Raw genomic sequence first — 16,028 nt, forward strand, 5'->3', positions numbered from 1 at the left:
AAAACGGATGGAAACTGCTTCCCATTCAATCGTGCTAATAGCTAACAAAAGTCACTCCCTGGTTTTCAGGTCAGTGGCTTTTCTTTTTGAAAGTAATTGACAAACTTATGGAGCGCTACTATACTAAAGTTAGTTAATGTGTAACGGAAACAGTTACAAGTGTGAATTGCAAAAATGTAAGGTGTAAAGACTAAGCTCCAATAAGCGGCTAGTCACGGACACCAGCATTTATTCAGGAGGAGATATTATGACGGCAACAGCGACATTGCATGAGGGTGTGCAAATTGGTTTAGTTCAGATAAGAGTAAGCAATTTGGAGCGTTCGCTCGCTTTTTACCAGAATGTTGTGGGACTGCAGATCTTGCGCCAGACCGGGCGCCAGGTAGAGATGACGGCAGACGGGCAGCATGTGCTGCTCATCCTGCGGGAGATCGAAGGCGCGCAAATTCTGCGCCGGAATTCGGCAGCGGGCTTGTACCACTTCGCCATTCTGGTGCCTGACCGCCCCAGCCTGGGTCTCACGCTGCGCAATCTGATTGACTCTGGGATTCATATCGGCCAGGGGGATCATCTCGTAAGTGAAGCGCTGTACATTCAGGATCCGGACAATAACGGGATTGAACTGTACCGGGACCGGCCGCGTGATACATGGAAACGCGATGCAGAAGGGGATTATATTATGACTACGGACCCGGTAGATGTCGACGGTCTGCTTTCCGCTGCTGAAGGCTTAACCTGGAACGGCCTGCCTGCTGGCACCGTGATCGGACATGTGCATTTTCATGTAGGTGATCTTGACCAAGCGAAGAAATTTTATGTGGATGCATTGGGCTTTGAGCCAACAACCCATTATGGAGAATCGGCGCTGTTTATCTCGGCGGGAGGTTATCATCACCATATGGGCCTCAATATTTGGGCGGGGCAGGGTGCTCCGGCGGCTCCGTCTGATGCACCCGGCATCGATTATTTTACACTGCTGCTGTCAAGCAGACAGGAGCTGGCGGAAGCGTCTGAGCGTATGCGGGAGGCTGGTTATACAGTAACTGAGGCAGACGGCATCGTATCGCTCAAAGATCCATGGAACATCGGTTTGAAGCTGATGGTGAACTCGCAATCGGAATAATTTGCTTGTCCATCTTCACTCATTCCCCTATAATAATTGGAAATGAATGAGTGAAAGGGTGTAAATTTTGCAGAAATTCAAAATGGCATACGTAATCCTTTGTCATAAAAATCCTGAGCAGATCAATTTGCTGATTGATCGTTTAAGTGATGAACATGTGGATTTTTTCCTGCATGTAGACAAGAAGAGCGGCATAGAAGAGCAAATTGTTCACCGTGAACATATTCATTTTGTAAAAGATCCTGTTGAAGTGCAGTGGGGACATTACAGCCAGATTGAATGCATTCTTAAAGGTTTTGAGCTGATTAAGCAGCAGGGTTACTATAATTACATTCATATCATAAGCGGGCAGGATTTGCCCCTTGTCTCCAATGGAACGATTGTGGAGTTCTTCCAGAAGAACGAGGGGAAGGAATTTGTGAAGTATTTGCAACTGCCTAATGAAGCGGAGATGTGGGGCTGCTACTATCGGGTTTCTGTCTATTATCCAAAATTTCTTGTATCGCGGGTAAAAGCAGTCTCCGAGGTGCGCAACCGGTACATTAATCTGGTGATGTCGGTGCCTTGGCTTAAGCGGAGTCTGAAGCATCTCCCGGATAAACTATATAAAGGCTCAAACTGGATGTCGATGACCGGTGAGTGCATGGAGTATATTCTGGAATTCACCCGTACTTCTCCAGGTTACATCCGTTTGTTTAAGAACTCATTCTGCGGTGACGAAATATTCTTCCATTCGATTATTTTGAACAGTCCGTTTAAGGATAATGTAGTGAATGAAATCAAACGTTATACAGACTGGGAGACCGGACCGGAGTTTCCAAGAACGCTCAGGGCAGTAGATTACGAACGAATCCGCACACAAGGACAGGGATGCTTCTGGGGCCGCAAGTTTGACTTGGACGTAGACCGCAGTATTGTCGAGGATCTTCAGCAAAAGGGTTGAACCTTAGGACCACGGGGTCAAAAGCTCTTCAATCCTGATTCGATTACCGGGAGCGGACGGGATTTCAGCAGGAGGCAAGGCCGGATCTACCGGCCTTGCCTCCTGCTTGTTCTGCATCCAGTTACGCTTCCCCCTGTGACAACGCGGCGATCCGGCGGCCTGCATCGCCGCGGTACAATCCTCCGTGATAGCAAATCACCTGCCGGATCTCCAAATCGGCGAATTTCTGCAAAGAAGCAAGTGCGGTAGCCATGTCGGGTGTCGCCGCAGCATCTGGCCCATACAGTTCTCCGCCGCGCACCGTAAGAGCATCAGCAGCAATCAGTGTGCAGCTAGCCTGGTGATACAGGCTCAGATGCCCGGGACTGTGGCCGGGCGTATGGATCACAGTGATTCCACCGCCACAAGGAAGCCGTTCCCCGCCAATGAGCGTTTGATCGACTCTTCCTTTTGGTGGATGGGCAAGCACGGAGAGAAAGGCATTCCTCCATTCCTCCGGCACTGTAGGCGGCAGCATGGCTTCGGCGGCAGCCAGCGCTTCCGGCGTATGCTTGAGCAGCATTTTATCACCCTCAATATAAGGCTTCTCAATTTCGTGCGCCAGTACGGTCAGCTCGGTTTCAGCCTGCTCCAGCAGAGCGGGCAGGCTCCCGATATGATCGAGATCCTGATGGGTAATCAGGATAGTGCGCAGCTGATTCCAGGGTACAGAGGTTCCTTCCACAGCCTTCCTAAATGTGGACAGCAGCCCCGGGTAACCTGTATCTACAAGAGTGGCGGCTTGTCCGTCCCAAAGCAGGGTGGGGTAAATCGTTTCTGTTTCGCCCATAACTTGAACGGAAATCTCAAGCATGTCTATTCCTTTGGCGATAAGCATAATGTTCCTCCTAAAAAGTTAGTGAGCCCGTGCTCCCATGCTTGATAAGATTCATGCTGTGAGGCTAATGCATATCATACTGAAAACAGAAATATTGCGCAATAGAAAAATATTATATTATACCACAAAAATAATTATTTGTCAATATATAAATCGGTGAACTTTTTCGGCTAAACATAAATATGAGAATTGCATTTTGCCCCTATAGAAACGTTTAGGATATAATAATGGGAAAATCATTTTTGGAGTTGATGCAGCTTGGAGACTTTTCTTGCCGTACTGTTAATTCTGGGGCTGATCGCGGCCTCCAACATCGTGAACCGGTTTATCCCGTTTGTGCCAATTCCGCTGATTCAGATTGGACTGGGCGTTATTGCTGCGCTGATGCCCACGGGAATACATATGACCTTTGAGCCTGAGCTGTTTTTTGTGTTATTCATCGCTCCGCTGCTGTTCAATGACGGCAAGCGGACACCCCGCGATGAACTTTGGAACCTTAGAGCGCCCATTCTGCTGCTGGCGCTGGGCCTTGTCTTTGTCACCGTCTTTGTTGCGGGATATGCGATCCATTGGATGATACCCTCGATTCCACTGGCGGCGTCGTTTGCGCTGGCGGCCATTCTCTCGCCGACTGATGCGGTGGCGGTAGGCGCCTTGGCCGGAAGGGTTCATTTGCCGAAGGGCATTCACCGGATTCTGGAGGGCGAGTCATTGATGAATGACGCCTCCGGTCTGGTGGCCTTCAAGTTTGCCATTGCTGCTGCGGTTACCGGGGTGTTCTCATTGCCCAAAGCAACGTTCAGCTTTATCCTCATTGCGGCGGGAGGGCTGCTGCTGGGGGCGCTGCTGTCATTTTTGCTTATCCGGCTCAGCGTGCTCATCCGCAGATTAGGCATGGAGGATGTTACCGTCCATGTGCTGCTGCAGATTCTTACTCCGTTCATTATTTTTCTGATCAGTGAAGAAGTGGGCGTATCCGGCATTTTGGCCGTTGTTGCCGGCGGTATCGTATATGCCATCGAGAAAGACCGGGCTGTATCTCCGCAATACAAGCTGCAGCTTGTGTCAGCGAGTACCTGGTCGGTGCTGCTGTTTATCCTGAACGGGATGGTCTTCCTCATTCTCGGCATCTCCGTTCCTGATGTTGTTGAAGTCATCTACCGGGATGAAACGCTGAATAACTTTATGGTGGCCGGCTATGTGCTGGCAATTACGGCGCTGCTCATTGTACTGCGCTTCCTCTGGGTGTATGTCTATTCGCTAGTGGAGAGCCGCAGGCTGAAGACGGAAAAGTCACCGCTTAAAACACAGCTGATTATCTCGATCTCGGGCGTCCGCGGAGCTGTAACCTTGGCTGGGGCCTTCTCCATTCCACTGGTTGTTGGAGATGGTTCCCAGTTTCCGGAACGGGATTTAATCATTGCGCTCGCGGCAGGTGTCATTCTCATGTCGCTGGTGATTGCCAGTATCTTTTTGCCTATCCTTGCGGGAAAAGAAGAGACGCTTGACGAAACCGCCCAGCTGCAGAACACGGAGCTTGCAGCCAGATCGGTAGTGATTGATGCAGGAATGATCATGCTGCGGAGCTTGGCGACGGAGAATCCCGGTTCCCCAACGCAGCCTGCATTGCTGGAGTTTACCGACAAGATCGACAGACTGTGCGCTCCCCAACCGGGAAATGATGTGGCCACGGAGCGCTTCCGCCGGCTTGGCGTTGAAGCGCGGCTGAATGGTCTCGATGCGGAACGGGCAGCATTGCGGCGCATGCTGGAGCAGGGTCAGATTGAATCTCCGGTTGCAGTGAAGATGGAAGAGCTGCTGGATCATACAGAGGCCGTTCTGTGCCGGCGGTTCGATACACAGGTCAAATTCTCCCTGACGGAGATTCAACGCTTATTCTCGGGATTGTTCACCGGCAGTTTTAACGGTGAGGAAGGACGGCGGGCGGTTCAGAATGCCGAGAGTGCCCGGAAAGCGAAGATCGCGATGTGCCAGGCCGCCGTCTCAGCGGTCAGCGCCGAGATGAGCGAAGAAAACCGCCAGGCTTCGCAGCGGGTTATTGACAAATATGAGCGGCTGGAGTCACGGCTGGAGCAGGGGGAAGGCTGGAGCAAGGATGGCGTAATCGACGATGAGAAGCTGGAGCTGAAGCTGAAGGCGATTCAGGAGCAGCGCGACACGGTGCAGCAAATGTACCAGAGCGGAGCGATTAATCTCAAGGTCGCCGGCAAGCTGCGCCGGTTTGTGGATCAATTGGAAACATCAATCTGGGAGGATTAACAATGGGCGAAATCACTGCGAGCGGGCTGTTGTTTGAAGAAATCGGGGAAGCGCATTTGGCTGAAGTGCTGGATATATATAATTATTACGTGTTGAACACTACAGTTTCTTTTCATACCGAGCCGCAGAACCTGCCGGAAATGCGCCAGTCGGTGCTGAGCGGCGATCCGCGGTTCAAATCCTATGCAATTATGCAGGACGGCGAAATGGTGGGTTATGTGCTGATTGCCAGACATAAGAATAAGCAGGCCTATGATTCCTCCGGTGAAATCAGCATTTACCTGAAGCCGGACTGCGGCGGCCGGGGATTGGGCGGCCATGCGCTGCGCTTTATCGAAGAGCGGGCCGCGGAGCTCGGGTTTCATGTACTGGTGGCTACGGTGTGCGCCGATAACGAGCCAAGCCGCCGGTTGTTCCTGAAGCATGGATACGAGCAGAGTGCCCTGTTCAAAGAGATCGGCAGCAAGTTCGGCAGATGGCTGGATATTGTCAGCTATCAGAAGATCATTGGCCAGCTGCAGTAAATATCCTATATACCCAAAAGTCCGCCTGCGGCAAGGATGAATTCCTTGCCGCAGGCGGACTTTTTATGCGCTGTAGACCAAGCAGCTCAAGCTGAGGCGCCCCTGTAGTCAAAGCTATAGGTGATCGGTAAGGGGAGCCTCTTTCCTGCGCGTGTCTACTTGTTCTTCCGGCGGAACATTTGTCCAAGCACTTCACTGAGCACAAGTCCCGTGGCGATCGCTCCAGAGAGCAGCAACGCCTGTACGCCGATCTGAATCGCCTGGTTATTGTCGTTCTCCACGAATTTGCGCATAGCGTCATACGCAAGTCCCCCCGGGACAAGTGGAATAATCCCTCCGACGCTGAAGATAATGACCGGCATCTTGAAGGAACGGGCAAAGAATTGGCTGATGACGCCGACGACTACGGTTGCTGCAAAGGTGGCAATAACCGTATCCCATCTTTCATCAAGCTCCAAATACAGGATCCAGCCTACCATTCCGGCCAAGCCGCATTGCAGCAGCGCGCGCCGCGGGGCATTGAACAGAATGCAGAAGGATGCAGCGGCGATAAAGCTGGTTATCAGTTGCAAAATCATGAATTGCTACCTCTTTCACGTGGGTTAAAAAAGCGACAGCACAAGACCGATGCCAGTCCCGATCGCAAACGCGGTCAGGAACGCATCGGCACCTTTGGAGAGGCCGGAAACCAGATGCCCAGCCATCAGGTCACGCACCGCATTGGTAATGAGCAGGCCCGGGACCAGCGGCATGACGGAGCCGATGATAATCTTGTCCATTTCCCGTCCAATGCCAAATTTGACGGAGAAGAACGCGAACAGTCCGATCAGGAATGAGGCGGTAAATTCGGCGAAGAATCGGATCTGTACGAGCCGGTGCAGATAGGTTGCAGCGGCGAAGCCAAGCCCCGACACCAGCAAAGCCGGAAGGGCGTCCCACAGACTCCCCTTGAACATTACTGTGAAGCAGGCTCCGGTGAGGGCAGCTGCGGCGATCTGCAGCCATGCCGGATAGGCATGTGCGGCATCGTCCACGACGCCAAGGCGCTCGCGGGCTTCTGCCGCGCTGAGCTGGCGTTCGCTCAGCCGGCGCGAGATGTCGTTGACCTCTGACACCTTCTGCAAATCGGTCGTCCGCTCGGCAATCCGGAACAGCTTCACCGGTTCGGTTCTGCTGGTTGTGAACATGATGACCGTTGGCGTCACGTAGCTGTGCGCCCCGGGAAAACCGAGTGCCTCCGCCATACGCGTCATGGTATCCTCCACACGGTAAGTTTCCGCACCGCTTTGCAGCATGATTTTACCGGCCAGCAGGCAGAGATCGATAATTTCATGCGTGGAAGTATTGCTGTTATTGCTTGTGCTATCCAACTTCTTTCGATCCTCCCCGGGAATGTTATATATTCGATTGTCGCCGCAATACCTGAAAATATCAACCCTTATTCATTTAATATATTTTTTAAGTACTTTTCCCGTTCAGGCTGTGTAAAAGCCGTACACTTTATTTGTAGTGTCCTCCGATTTTGCCGGCCCGATCCTTAATTTGTCCTGCATCGGTGAAAGACGCAGCCCGGCCGATAATCGTATCTCCATACTTGTTCTTGAGATTGTCGGTAGCCCGTTCAAGCTCGCGGTAGCGGGGGCGGGATTCGAACAGTGTCAGCTGGTACTCACTTTCGTCGGAGAGCGTAGAAAGACTGAGGTTGACCCTGCGTACGGGCTGGTTGTCCCAGTGCCGCTGGAAAAGCTCTACGGCTGCTTCATAGACCAGGTTGGTGGCATTGGTGGGGTCGTTCATTACCGTCTGCCGGGAGAAGCCGGTCGGCATCTCAAAGCTTGCACCCTGGCAGCCGACAGACACGACCGCGCCGTTCACCTTGAGGCTGCGGCAGCGTCTGCACACCAACTCGGATAGCTCCAGCAGAATCGTCTTGATTTCCTTCAGTGTGCGGTAGTCCCGGGGCAGGGTCATTTGGTGCCCGACACTCTTGGGTGGAACCTCGTGGGTATGCGGGTTTACGGGACTGTCGTCAATGCCGTTGGCAATCCGCCAGTACAGCTCAGCGTCTATATCGCAGTTCTTGCGGAATTTCTCGCGCATGCGCCACTTCAGCTCGGCCAGCGGCAGCTGGGCCACATGGCCAATGGTCGTAAGCCCCATGCTATGGAAATGGGCGGACATCCGGCGGCCGACCATGAACAATTGCGAAATCGGCAGCGGCCAGAGCAGAGTGGGCAGCTGTTCGCGGGTGAGTGTAAACCGGCCGCCTTCGTTCTTCTTGGCCCACAGATCGCAGGCCATCTTGGCAGTAACCTTGGTATAGCCGATGCCGATGCGCACATACACGCCTGTCTCCTGGCGGACGGTATCCTGGATCGCGGCCGCGATGGACAGCGGACTGCCGAACAAGGCGGAGCTGCCCGTGACATCAATGAACTGCTCATCAATGGAATAAGGCTCTACGAGATCACTGAAGCTGCGCAGAATATCAGTGATTTGCGAGGAAACGTTGATGTAGTGCTGCATGCGGGGGCGGACGACTACAAGCTCGGGGCATTTCGCCAGCGCTTCCTTTAAGGTCTCGGCGGTGGTAACGCCACGCTCTTTGGCTAAGGGGCAAGCGGCGAGTACAATCCCGCTGCGTCTGGCCGGATCACCGGCAACGACCAGCGGTTCATGGCTGTAGAGAGGATTGGCAGCCTTCTCGACCGAGGCATAGAAGCTCTGGCAATCGGATAGCATAATGACACGATCTCTGTTCATAGGTTCACACTCTCCAGGCAAGCGGCTGAATTTGACCTTATTATAATACGAACATATGATCGTGTATATGCATAGTTATTTCCATTTAGTCAAGAGGCTTATTTATCGAGCGTACATAACCCCGTGGCCACTCCACCCGAAAAGATCGTCAGAATCGAATGCAAGAAGGTTTCCTTGGAGATCAGCAGGCCACCCGCGCCGATAATCAGGAAATCTGTCAGAAAAATAATGACGCCGACATTGAGCGGAATATAGCGTTTCATAAACTTGGCGAGCAGATCCGTTCCGCCTGTGCTGGCCTTGAACCGCAGCATAATTCCGAAACCGCTCCCCATTAGAAAGCCGCCGAGAATGGCGCTGGAGATGGAGCCGAGCTCAATATAGTACAGAAAATGGTACTGGAGCGGTCCGAGGACTTCAATGAAAAACGAGGAGGTGAGCAAACCCAGTACGCTGTTATAGAAGATGTCCCGTTCTTTAAGCCAGGCAAGCAAGAAAATCGGCAGGCTGCACAGGACAATGGCCAGTCCAATTTTTGCGCCGGACATATAGTTGATGATGAGGGCGATGCCGATGATTCCCCCATCGAGAATTTTGTAGGGGACCAGAAAAAAATTAGTTCCTGCAGCAATCAGCAAACTTCCCAGCAAAATAATGGCGTACCTTGTACTTGAGCGCATATTCTTCAACATCTCCACGTTTAGGCATGTCTTAATGAATATGCTTAGAAATGGGAAAAAATAGCTGCAAAGCAAAAAATCCTGCTTGCGCAGGATTAGGCGGAACGGGGATATTACTATACCAAAGCAGGCTCCGGCTTTTTGAGCTGCAGCGGCGGAGGTACCAGCCAGCCCTTCTTTTTATTCAATTTCAGCACAGCCATTCCTAAAGCGGCCATTTGCGCATGATTTTTCATGAACATGGCCCCGATATCCTCACGGATGGAAGTCCCCATAATCTGGCTGCATACGACTAGGCTCAGGGAAACTGCGCCAGCAAGGGAAGCGGCGATTTCCGGATCGGAGAAACGGGCTCCGGCAGGAATATCCTCGAGCTTAACGGAGGGGCGGTCGGGCAGTGCAGGGGGCGGTGTGAAGCCATGGGTTTTCAGCAGCTTGTCGCAATCTTTTATTTCCTGCTGCGACTGGTCCATGAGATCATCAATTATTTTTTTTAGATCCTGATCGCCAGCGTGATAATGAAATGCCTGTAAGGTGGATAATGACATTTTGGCGGTAGCGGAAAATTGCCATAGATTAAATATTTCGCCATAGTGCAGCGGTTCGTCTTTGGGATTGCCGTTTAGAACTCCCATCGTTGCAAAACTCCTTCACTGATAAGGTGGTGAAACGTGAAGTTAGGTTGTCCGGCATCCTCTGTTTTATTCGAAGGAAGGGTTGATTTAAGCAATTAAGACTTGTACAGGAGTGCAAAACAATATATATTAATAGTAAATATTACGATTAAACACATAAAGTCAGCAAGGCGGGTGAAAGTCGGATGGATTATACATATAAAGTGCTGGAGAGCGATATTGATTTGCTGGCGGCCGCGCTGTCCGAAGTCAAAGTGGCGGTCGCCGTGAAAGAAATAAAAGATGATATTCTGGAGTTTGGCGGGCAGATTAGAGAATACACCCCTAATTGTGTCCGTATCGGGGAACTGTCCTACAGCCGGGAGTTGTATGAGTTTCGTGCTCTCGCTAATGAGTGATTCGGCTTACCGTGAATAACGCTTGCGGAAGCGCAGCGGTGAGATGCCGACTTTGCGGGCAAAACGCCGTGAGAAGTAGGCAGCGCTCTCGAAGCCTGTGCGCTCCGCAATCCCGGAAATGGGGACCTCTGTCTTGAGCAGCAGCAGCTTGGCCTGCTCCAGGCGGTAATCCGTCAAATATTCCATCGGCGTCAGGCCATAGACGCGCTTCATGCACCGGGCGAGATAATTATAGTGAAAATGGAGGGCATCCGCAAGCGAGCCATTGGTGAGCGCCTCTGCGTAATGGTTGCGGATGTAGGCTTCCGTCTGCTCCGCAATCTCGGCAGCATGGCTGCCTGCAGCGTCCTGCTGCGCAAGATCCATCATCCGCAGCATCTCCTCAAAGATCCGCTGTTGCTGCCATACCGCGCTTGACCGTCTGTCCCGGCTTAGCTGCAGGAGCAGTTCCGCCTGCCCGCTCCGCTCAAAGGGGTCCGGGAGCGGACCGAATTGCGGTACACGGATCGTGTACGGATGTGTGAGAAACTGCTGGAAATGTGCTTCCCGCCCGGCATACACCGGATCGCCCTCGGCTTCAATCCATTCCCCCACCGTGTGAAAATGGATCCATACAAACGTGGTGATCTCCTCGCAAGGTTTGACAGCGTAGTGATAACGGTCTGGCAGCAGCAGCAAAGTGTGCCCAGCCGCAACCTCCCATTCTTTCTCATCTTCGCCAATGAACAGGGTGCCCTGTTCTACAATAATAAGATCGAATTTCCCCATACGGTTGCGGTTCGGGTGCTGATCCCCCGGCTGATATACGGTGCGGTCGCATTCCAGAAAGTAGGGGAACGGCGGAGCAGCCAGATGGATATAAGAAGGGCTGAATGTCATGATTACTCCTTTCAAAGCGAATTGTCGGCAGCCTGCAGTTCTGGTGTCATTCGCAATCTTGAGTGTGAAATAGTACAAAAACAGGGTTGCTTATGATTGTATTTTTTATTTATTCTACCCTCTATAATTGCAAATAGCGAGAATGAATTATAGCGGAGGGGAAGAGGCAAATGAGCAGAACTATTAAAACGCAGCAGACAGACAAACAGCAATCGGTAAAAATTCAGGATGAATTCTGGGGACGTTACATCAGGCTGGCGCAGGATGTAGTCATTCCATACCAATACGAGGCGCTGCATGACCGGGTACCGGACGCAGAGCCCAGTCATGCGATTGCCAATTTCGAGATTGCCGCAGGAAGAAAGGAAGGAGAGTTTCACGGCTGGGTGTTTCAGGATAGCGATGTGGCGAAGTGGCTGGAGGCAGTAGGTTACTCTCTGAGCCTTAAGCGTGATCCCACACTGGAGCGGCAGGCAGATGAAGTTATCGACCTGATCGGCGAAGCGCAGCAGCCGGATGGATATCTCAATACCTATTTCACAATCAAGGAGCCGGGCAAACGCTGGACCAATCTGCAGGATTGCCATGAGCTGTACTGTGCCGGACATTTTATCGAGGCGGCGGTTGCGTATTACGAGGCTACAGGCAAAGATAAGCTGCTGAATATTATGCGCAGGATGATCGATCACATCGATTCGGTCTTTGGACCGGAGGAAGGCAAGCTGAAAGGCTATGACGGGCATCAGGAAATTGAACTGGCACTGGTCAAGCTCTACCGTCTTAGTGGTGAAGAGAAATATCTGAAACTCAGCAGCTTTTTTATCGACCAGCGCGGCCAGGAACCGAATTTCCTGCGGCAGGAGTGGGAGAGCCGGGGGCGGATCACGCACTGGAGCGGGCAAACTGACCATCTCGATCCAGCCTACAATCAGGCGCATATTCCGGTCCGTGAGCAGAGCGAAGCGGTAGGGCATTCCGTACGTGCAGTCTATATGTATTCAGCAATGGCTGACCTTGCGATACTTAACGATGATCACGCGTTGCGTGATGCTTGTGTGAGGCTGTGGAACAACATGACAGATAAGCAGATTTATATTACAGGGGGAATCGGTTCCACCCATCACGGGGAGGCGTTCACCTTCGATTATGATCTGCCCAACGATACGGTGTATGCGGAAACCTGCGCTTCCATCGGCCTGATCTTTTTTGCCCGGCGCATGCTGGAGCTAGCCCCGGAAGCCCGGTATGCGGACGTGATGGAGCGGGCGCTCTATAATAATGTGCTGGGGTCCATGGCGCAGGACGGCAAGCATTATTTCTATGTCAATCCGCTGGAGGTATGGCCGCAGGCCTGCAGCTGCAATCCGGGCAAACATCATGTGAAGGCGGAGCGGCAGGGCTGGTTCGGCTGTGCCTGTTGTCCGCCCAATGTGGCCCGGCTGTTGACTTCGCTAAACCAATATATTTACACGGTTCACGGGGACACACTGCACACTAATCTGTACATTGGCAGTGAATGGAAGGGCATGCTTGGTGGAACGGAGGTTAATGTTACCCAGGAGAGTAACTACCCGTGGGAAGGCAAGGTGTCGCTGAAGGTTAATCCGGCAGAAGCTGCGGAATTCGGCATTGCCTTGCGGGTCCCTTCCTGGAGCAGCGGCATGGAGATCAGCATCAATGGCGAAGTGCTGGATCCTGCCGCAGGCCGGGAACTGGGATACCGGGTGATCCGCAGAGTGTGGTCTGCCGGGGATACCATAGAGGTAAGCATTCCGATTGAAGCGCACCGTGTCTATGCCCATCCTGAGCTGCGGGCTGATGCGCAGAAAACTGCTATTCAGCGGGGACCGCTTGTCTATTGCCTCGAGGCAACCGATAACAGTGAGCCGCTGAGCTCTATCTCCCTGAACGAGACAGGGGAGTTCACAGAGGTCTTTAAGGACTCGCTGCTTGGCGGAGCCGTAGTCGTTGAAGGAACCGGCTTCCGTGTCGATCCGTCCGGCTGGAGCGGAGGGCTGTACAGCAGGGAGAAAGCACCGCTGGAATCCGTTAAAGTCACAGCTGTCCCTTATTATCTGTGGGGCAACCGCGGCAGCGGAGAGATGAAGGTGTGGATACCGGAGGGCAAGGCTTAAGCTGTAGCACGTTATCAAAAAGGAAAGCAACCCAAATGCATCCCGCAAGTATGGCGGATGCATTGGGTTGCTTTTTTTAGAACATTGTCCTTAGATTGGTGGTATCGGCATAACAGTATCTTTTTGCGAACCGGAAAGTGAGCTTCCCACAAAAAACAGGCCCCGTCTTCTAGCAAAGACGAGACCCGTTTAATAAACAAGCGGTTAACATGTTGTCGCGGCAGCTGTTTAGCCCAGCTCAACTACCACTTGGTGCACTGCACCGTCGCCAACAGGAGCGATGATGTTTCCTTCTACAGCGGCGCCGTCGAGAGTGAGGCTGGCTACGCCTTTAGAGACATGGTTAGGATTCTTAATAGTGATTACATAAGTATCTCCACGGAAGACGCGGGTGATTTCGAATCCGTCCCACTCAGCAGGGATACAAGGATCTACTTTCAGACCGGCGAAATCAGCCTGGATACCGAGAATGGATTGGGTAATGGCTACATAGTTCCAGGCAGCGGTACCCGTCAGCCAGGAGTTTTTCGCTTCCCCGTGGCGTACGGCATCTTTACCAGCGATCATTTGCGAGTACACATAAGGTTCCATCCGGTGAACTTCGCTGATGTCTTCCAGGTAAGCCGGAGCGATTTTCTTATAGATATCGAATGCTCTGTCACCGTGTCCCAGTACCGTTTCAGCAATCATGATCCATGGGTTGTTGTGGCAGAAAATACCGGCATTTTCTTTGTAGCCCGGCGGATACGTAGAAATTTCACCCAGGTTCAGGTAGTACTTGGAGTATGGCGGCTGCTGCAGCACGATACCATAATCTGTGTCCAGACGTTCCTCAACGGAATTCAAAGCTTTGGCTGCTTGACCGTCTTCCACGCCGATACCGGCCATTACGCAAATGCCTTGCGGCTCGATAAAGATTTGGCCTTCTTCGTTTTCTTTGCTGCCGATCTTGTCGCCGTAGTGGTCGTAAGCGCGCAGGAACCAGTCACCATCGAAGCCATGAGTCAGCGTGATTTCACGCATGTTGTCGATCTTGGCTACGGCATCCGCAGCAACATCGTCAAGTCCGCGCATGCGGCAAATTTCCGCATAGTCCGGTCCAACAAAGACGAACAAACCGGCGATGAAGACGGATTCCGCTACGCGGCCTTCGATGTTGGCAGTCGTCTGGAACGATTCGCCTGGCTCGGTAGAGAAGCAGTTAAGGTTCAGGCAGTCATTCCAGTCCGCGCGGCCGATCAGCGGCAGGCCGTGAGGTCCGAGATTGTTGGTGACATGCTCGAAGGAGCGTTTCAAGTGCTCGAACAGGGTAGCAGTGTTGTCCGGGTTGCTGTCGAAAGGAACCTGCTCATCCAGAATGGATGTGTCGCCGGTTTCCTTAATGTAGGCAGCCGTTCCCAGGATCAGCCAAAGCGGATCATCGTTAAAGCCGGTGCCGACTTCGTTGTTGCCTTTTTTGGTCAGCGGCTGGTATTGGTGATACGCGCTGCCGTCTTCGAACTGGGTAGCTGCGATATCCAGAATACGCTCTTTGGCGCGCTCAGGAATTTGGTGTACAAATCCGAGCAAGTCCTGGTTGGAATCGCGGAAGCCCATACCGCGGCCAATCCCGGATTCGAAGTAGGAAGCGGAGCGGGACATGTTGAAGGTAACCATACATTGGTATGGGTTCCAGATGTTAACCATACGGTTCAGCTTGTCGTCGCCGCTTGTGATCTGATATTTGGATAGCAGGTTATCCCAGTGTGCAGCCAGAACAGCCAGAGCAGCATCCACTTGAGCGTCTGTAGCGAATTGCTCGATGACAGCCTGCGCCGGTTTTTTATTGATGACATTCAGGGATTCCCATTTCTCATCTTCCGGGTTCTCGATATAGCCGAGTACGAAGATGAAGCTTTGCTCTTCGCCTGGTTCCAGCGTGATTTCCAGTGCATGAGAGCCGATTGGCGACCAGCCGCTGGCTACGGAGTTGGTTGCTTCCCCGGCAGCTACTGCTTGTGGAGCATCCAGGCCATTATACATACCCACGAAGGATTCGCGGTCGGTATCAAAGCCGGCGATTTCTTTATTTACAGAATAGAAAGCGTAGTGGTTTCTGCGTTCACGGTATTCTGTTTTGTGATAGATTACGGAATCCTTGACTTCAACCTCACCAGTGCTCAGATTACGCTGGAAGTTGGTCATATCATCCTGGGCATTCCACAGACAGAACTCGGCAAAAGAGAACAGCTTCACCGATTTCTTAGCAGATCCGGTGTTCTTCACAACAAGGCGGTGAACTTCGGCATTGTGGCCCATCGGTACAAAAGCGAGCTGGTTTACGGAAATACCGTTGCGTTCGCCGGTGATGGAAGTATAGCCAAGACCGTGGCGGCACTCGTAGAAATCGAGGTCGCGTTTGACCGGCATCCAGCCCGGGGTCCAGAAATCGCCGTCGTCATACAAATAGTAGTAGCGTCCGCCTGTATCCAGCGGAATATTGTTATACCGGTAGCGGGTCAATCTTCTCATCCGGGCATCGCGATAGAAGGTGTAACCACCGGCAGTATTAGAGATAAGGCCGAAAAATTGCTCGTTACCGAGGTAGTTGATCCATGGATAAGGTGTTTTAGGGGTGTTGATTACGTACTCTTTACGAGTGTCGTCAAAAGTTCCGAATTTCATAAGAGAAAAGTCTCCTTTCAATTGTGAACGCGCGTTTATAGAGCTGAGAAAAAATTCCCTCGGGGCAAAGGGATTTTCCTGCAAAACATTATAATAATGATTGCCACTCCTTAAAGAAATGCTGGTA

The 16,028-nt window shown here is 52.1% G+C and carries 14 protein-coding genes; 6 read left to right on the top strand and 8 right to left on the bottom strand.

The window, feature by feature from the left end:
* The first annotated feature begins 247 nt into the window (after positions 1–247).
* Both ACQ76X_RS26150 and ACQ76X_RS26155 read left to right on the top strand, forming a co-directional pair.
* On the top strand, positions 248–1,123 hold the full coding sequence (locus ACQ76X_RS26150) for a VOC family protein (RefSeq protein ID WP_438496688.1): 876 nt from the start codon (positions 248–250) through the stop codon (positions 1,121–1,123).
* Between the two features lie 82 nt (positions 1,124–1,205).
* Positions 1,206–2,066, top strand: a complete 861-nt coding sequence (locus tag ACQ76X_RS26155) for a beta-1,6-N-acetylglucosaminyltransferase (RefSeq protein WP_438496689.1) — start codon at positions 1,206–1,208, stop codon at positions 2,064–2,066.
* A 121-nt stretch (positions 2,067–2,187) separates the two neighbouring features.
* On the opposite strand, the gene ACQ76X_RS26160 is transcribed toward ACQ76X_RS26155, so the two are convergent.
* Positions 2,188–2,943 (bottom strand): MBL fold metallo-hydrolase, encoded by a 756-nt coding sequence (locus ACQ76X_RS26160; RefSeq protein WP_438496690.1) that lies wholly within the window; start codon positions 2,941–2,943, stop codon positions 2,188–2,190.
* 258 nt (positions 2,944–3,201) lie between these two features.
* Here ACQ76X_RS26160 and ACQ76X_RS26165 point away from each other — a divergent pair, with 258 nt between their 5' ends.
* Positions 3,202–5,223, top strand: a complete 2,022-nt coding sequence (locus tag ACQ76X_RS26165; RefSeq protein WP_438496691.1) for a Na+/H+ antiporter — start codon at positions 3,202–3,204, stop codon at positions 5,221–5,223.
* A gap of 2 nt (positions 5,224–5,225) precedes the next feature.
* Positions 5,226–5,747, top strand: a complete 522-nt coding sequence (locus ACQ76X_RS26170) for a GNAT family N-acetyltransferase (RefSeq protein ID WP_438496693.1) — start codon at positions 5,226–5,228, stop codon at positions 5,745–5,747.
* A gap of 155 nt (positions 5,748–5,902) precedes the next feature.
* Here the strand turns inward: ACQ76X_RS26170 and ACQ76X_RS26175 are convergent, their stop codons facing one another.
* From ACQ76X_RS26175 to ACQ76X_RS26195, 5 genes are all read right to left on the bottom strand, one after another.
* Positions 5,903–6,325, bottom strand: a complete 423-nt coding sequence (locus ACQ76X_RS26175) for a threonine/serine exporter family protein (protein ID WP_076112120.1) — start codon at positions 6,323–6,325, stop codon at positions 5,903–5,905.
* A gap of 24 nt (positions 6,326–6,349) precedes the next feature.
* Positions 6,350–7,117 (bottom strand): threonine/serine exporter family protein, encoded by a 768-nt coding sequence (locus ACQ76X_RS26180; RefSeq protein ID WP_038590337.1) that lies wholly within the window; start codon positions 7,115–7,117, stop codon positions 6,350–6,352.
* Positions 7,118–7,247: 130 nt separating this feature from the next.
* A complete protein-coding gene (locus ACQ76X_RS26185; protein WP_438496694.1) occupies positions 7,248–8,510 on the bottom strand; it encodes a DNA polymerase IV in 1,263 nt (420 codons plus the stop codon).
* 98 nt (positions 8,511–8,608) lie between these two features.
* Positions 8,609–9,190, bottom strand: coding sequence for a YitT family protein (locus tag ACQ76X_RS26190; protein WP_438496695.1), 582 nt, complete (start codon positions 9,188–9,190; stop codon positions 8,609–8,611).
* 116 nt (positions 9,191–9,306) lie between these two features.
* Complete coding sequence (locus tag ACQ76X_RS26195) at positions 9,307–9,825, bottom strand: DUF3231 family protein (protein WP_438496696.1); 519 nt, start codon at positions 9,823–9,825, stop codon at positions 9,307–9,309.
* 185 nt (positions 9,826–10,010) lie between these two features.
* Between ACQ76X_RS26195 and ACQ76X_RS26200 the strand changes: the two genes are divergently transcribed.
* Positions 10,011–10,223: a hypothetical protein gene (locus ACQ76X_RS26200; protein WP_038599512.1), complete on the top strand. Its 213-nt coding sequence runs from the start codon at positions 10,011–10,013 to the stop codon at positions 10,221–10,223.
* Positions 10,224–10,229: 6 nt separating this feature from the next.
* Here ACQ76X_RS26200 and ACQ76X_RS26205 read toward each other — a convergent pair whose 3' ends face one another.
* A complete protein-coding gene (locus ACQ76X_RS26205) occupies positions 10,230–11,102 on the bottom strand; it encodes a helix-turn-helix domain-containing protein (protein ID WP_438496698.1) in 873 nt (290 codons plus the stop codon).
* Positions 11,103–11,272: 170 nt separating this feature from the next.
* Here ACQ76X_RS26205 and ACQ76X_RS26210 point away from each other — a divergent pair, with 170 nt between their 5' ends.
* The gene (locus tag ACQ76X_RS26210; RefSeq protein ID WP_438496700.1) at positions 11,273–13,237 is read left to right on the top strand and encodes a glycoside hydrolase family 127 protein; all 1,965 of its coding nucleotides are present in this window, start codon (positions 11,273–11,275) and stop codon (positions 13,235–13,237) included.
* Between the two features lie 228 nt (positions 13,238–13,465).
* On the opposite strand, the gene ACQ76X_RS26215 is transcribed toward ACQ76X_RS26210, so the two are convergent.
* Positions 13,466–15,901, bottom strand: coding sequence for a GH36-type glycosyl hydrolase domain-containing protein (locus ACQ76X_RS26215; RefSeq protein WP_438496702.1), 2,436 nt, complete (start codon positions 15,899–15,901; stop codon positions 13,466–13,468).
* Between the last annotated feature and the right edge of the window lie 127 nt (positions 15,902–16,028).

The sequence above is a fragment of the Paenibacillus sp. IHBB 3054 genome, assembly GCF_051594305.1.
GTDB lineage: Bacteria > Bacillota > Bacilli > Paenibacillales > Paenibacillaceae > Paenibacillus_AQ.

Coding starts and splice junctions, on each gene's coding strand:
- ACQ76X_RS26170 (WP_438496693.1), top strand. CDS start 5,226: ATGGGCGAAATCACTGCGAGCGGGCTGTTGTTTGAAGAAATCGGGGAA.
- ACQ76X_RS26185 (WP_438496694.1), bottom strand. CDS start 8,510: ATGAACAGAGATCGTGTCATTATGCTATCCGATTGCCAGAGCTTCTAT.
- ACQ76X_RS26190 (WP_438496695.1), bottom strand. CDS start 9,190: ATGCGCTCAAGTACAAGGTACGCCATTATTTTGCTGGGAAGTTTGCTG.
- ACQ76X_RS26150 (WP_438496688.1), top strand. CDS start 248: ATGACGGCAACAGCGACATTGCATGAGGGTGTGCAAATTGGTTTAGTT.
- ACQ76X_RS26175 (WP_076112120.1), bottom strand. CDS start 6,325: ATGATTTTGCAACTGATAACCAGCTTTATCGCCGCTGCATCCTTCTGC.
- ACQ76X_RS26155 (WP_438496689.1), top strand. CDS start 1,206: ATGGCATACGTAATCCTTTGTCATAAAAATCCTGAGCAGATCAATTTG.
- ACQ76X_RS26205 (WP_438496698.1), bottom strand. CDS start 11,102: ATGACATTCAGCCCTTCTTATATCCATCTGGCTGCTCCGCCGTTCCCC.
- ACQ76X_RS26215 (WP_438496702.1), bottom strand. CDS start 15,901: ATGAAATTCGGAACTTTTGACGACACTCGTAAAGAGTACGTAATCAAC.
- ACQ76X_RS26160 (WP_438496690.1), bottom strand. CDS start 2,943: ATGCTTATCGCCAAAGGAATAGACATGCTTGAGATTTCCGTTCAAGTT.
- ACQ76X_RS26200 (WP_038599512.1), top strand. CDS start 10,011: ATGGATTATACATATAAAGTGCTGGAGAGCGATATTGATTTGCTGGCG.
- ACQ76X_RS26195 (WP_438496696.1), bottom strand. CDS start 9,825: ATGGGAGTTCTAAACGGCAATCCCAAAGACGAACCGCTGCACTATGGC.
- ACQ76X_RS26210 (WP_438496700.1), top strand. CDS start 11,273: ATGAGCAGAACTATTAAAACGCAGCAGACAGACAAACAGCAATCGGTA.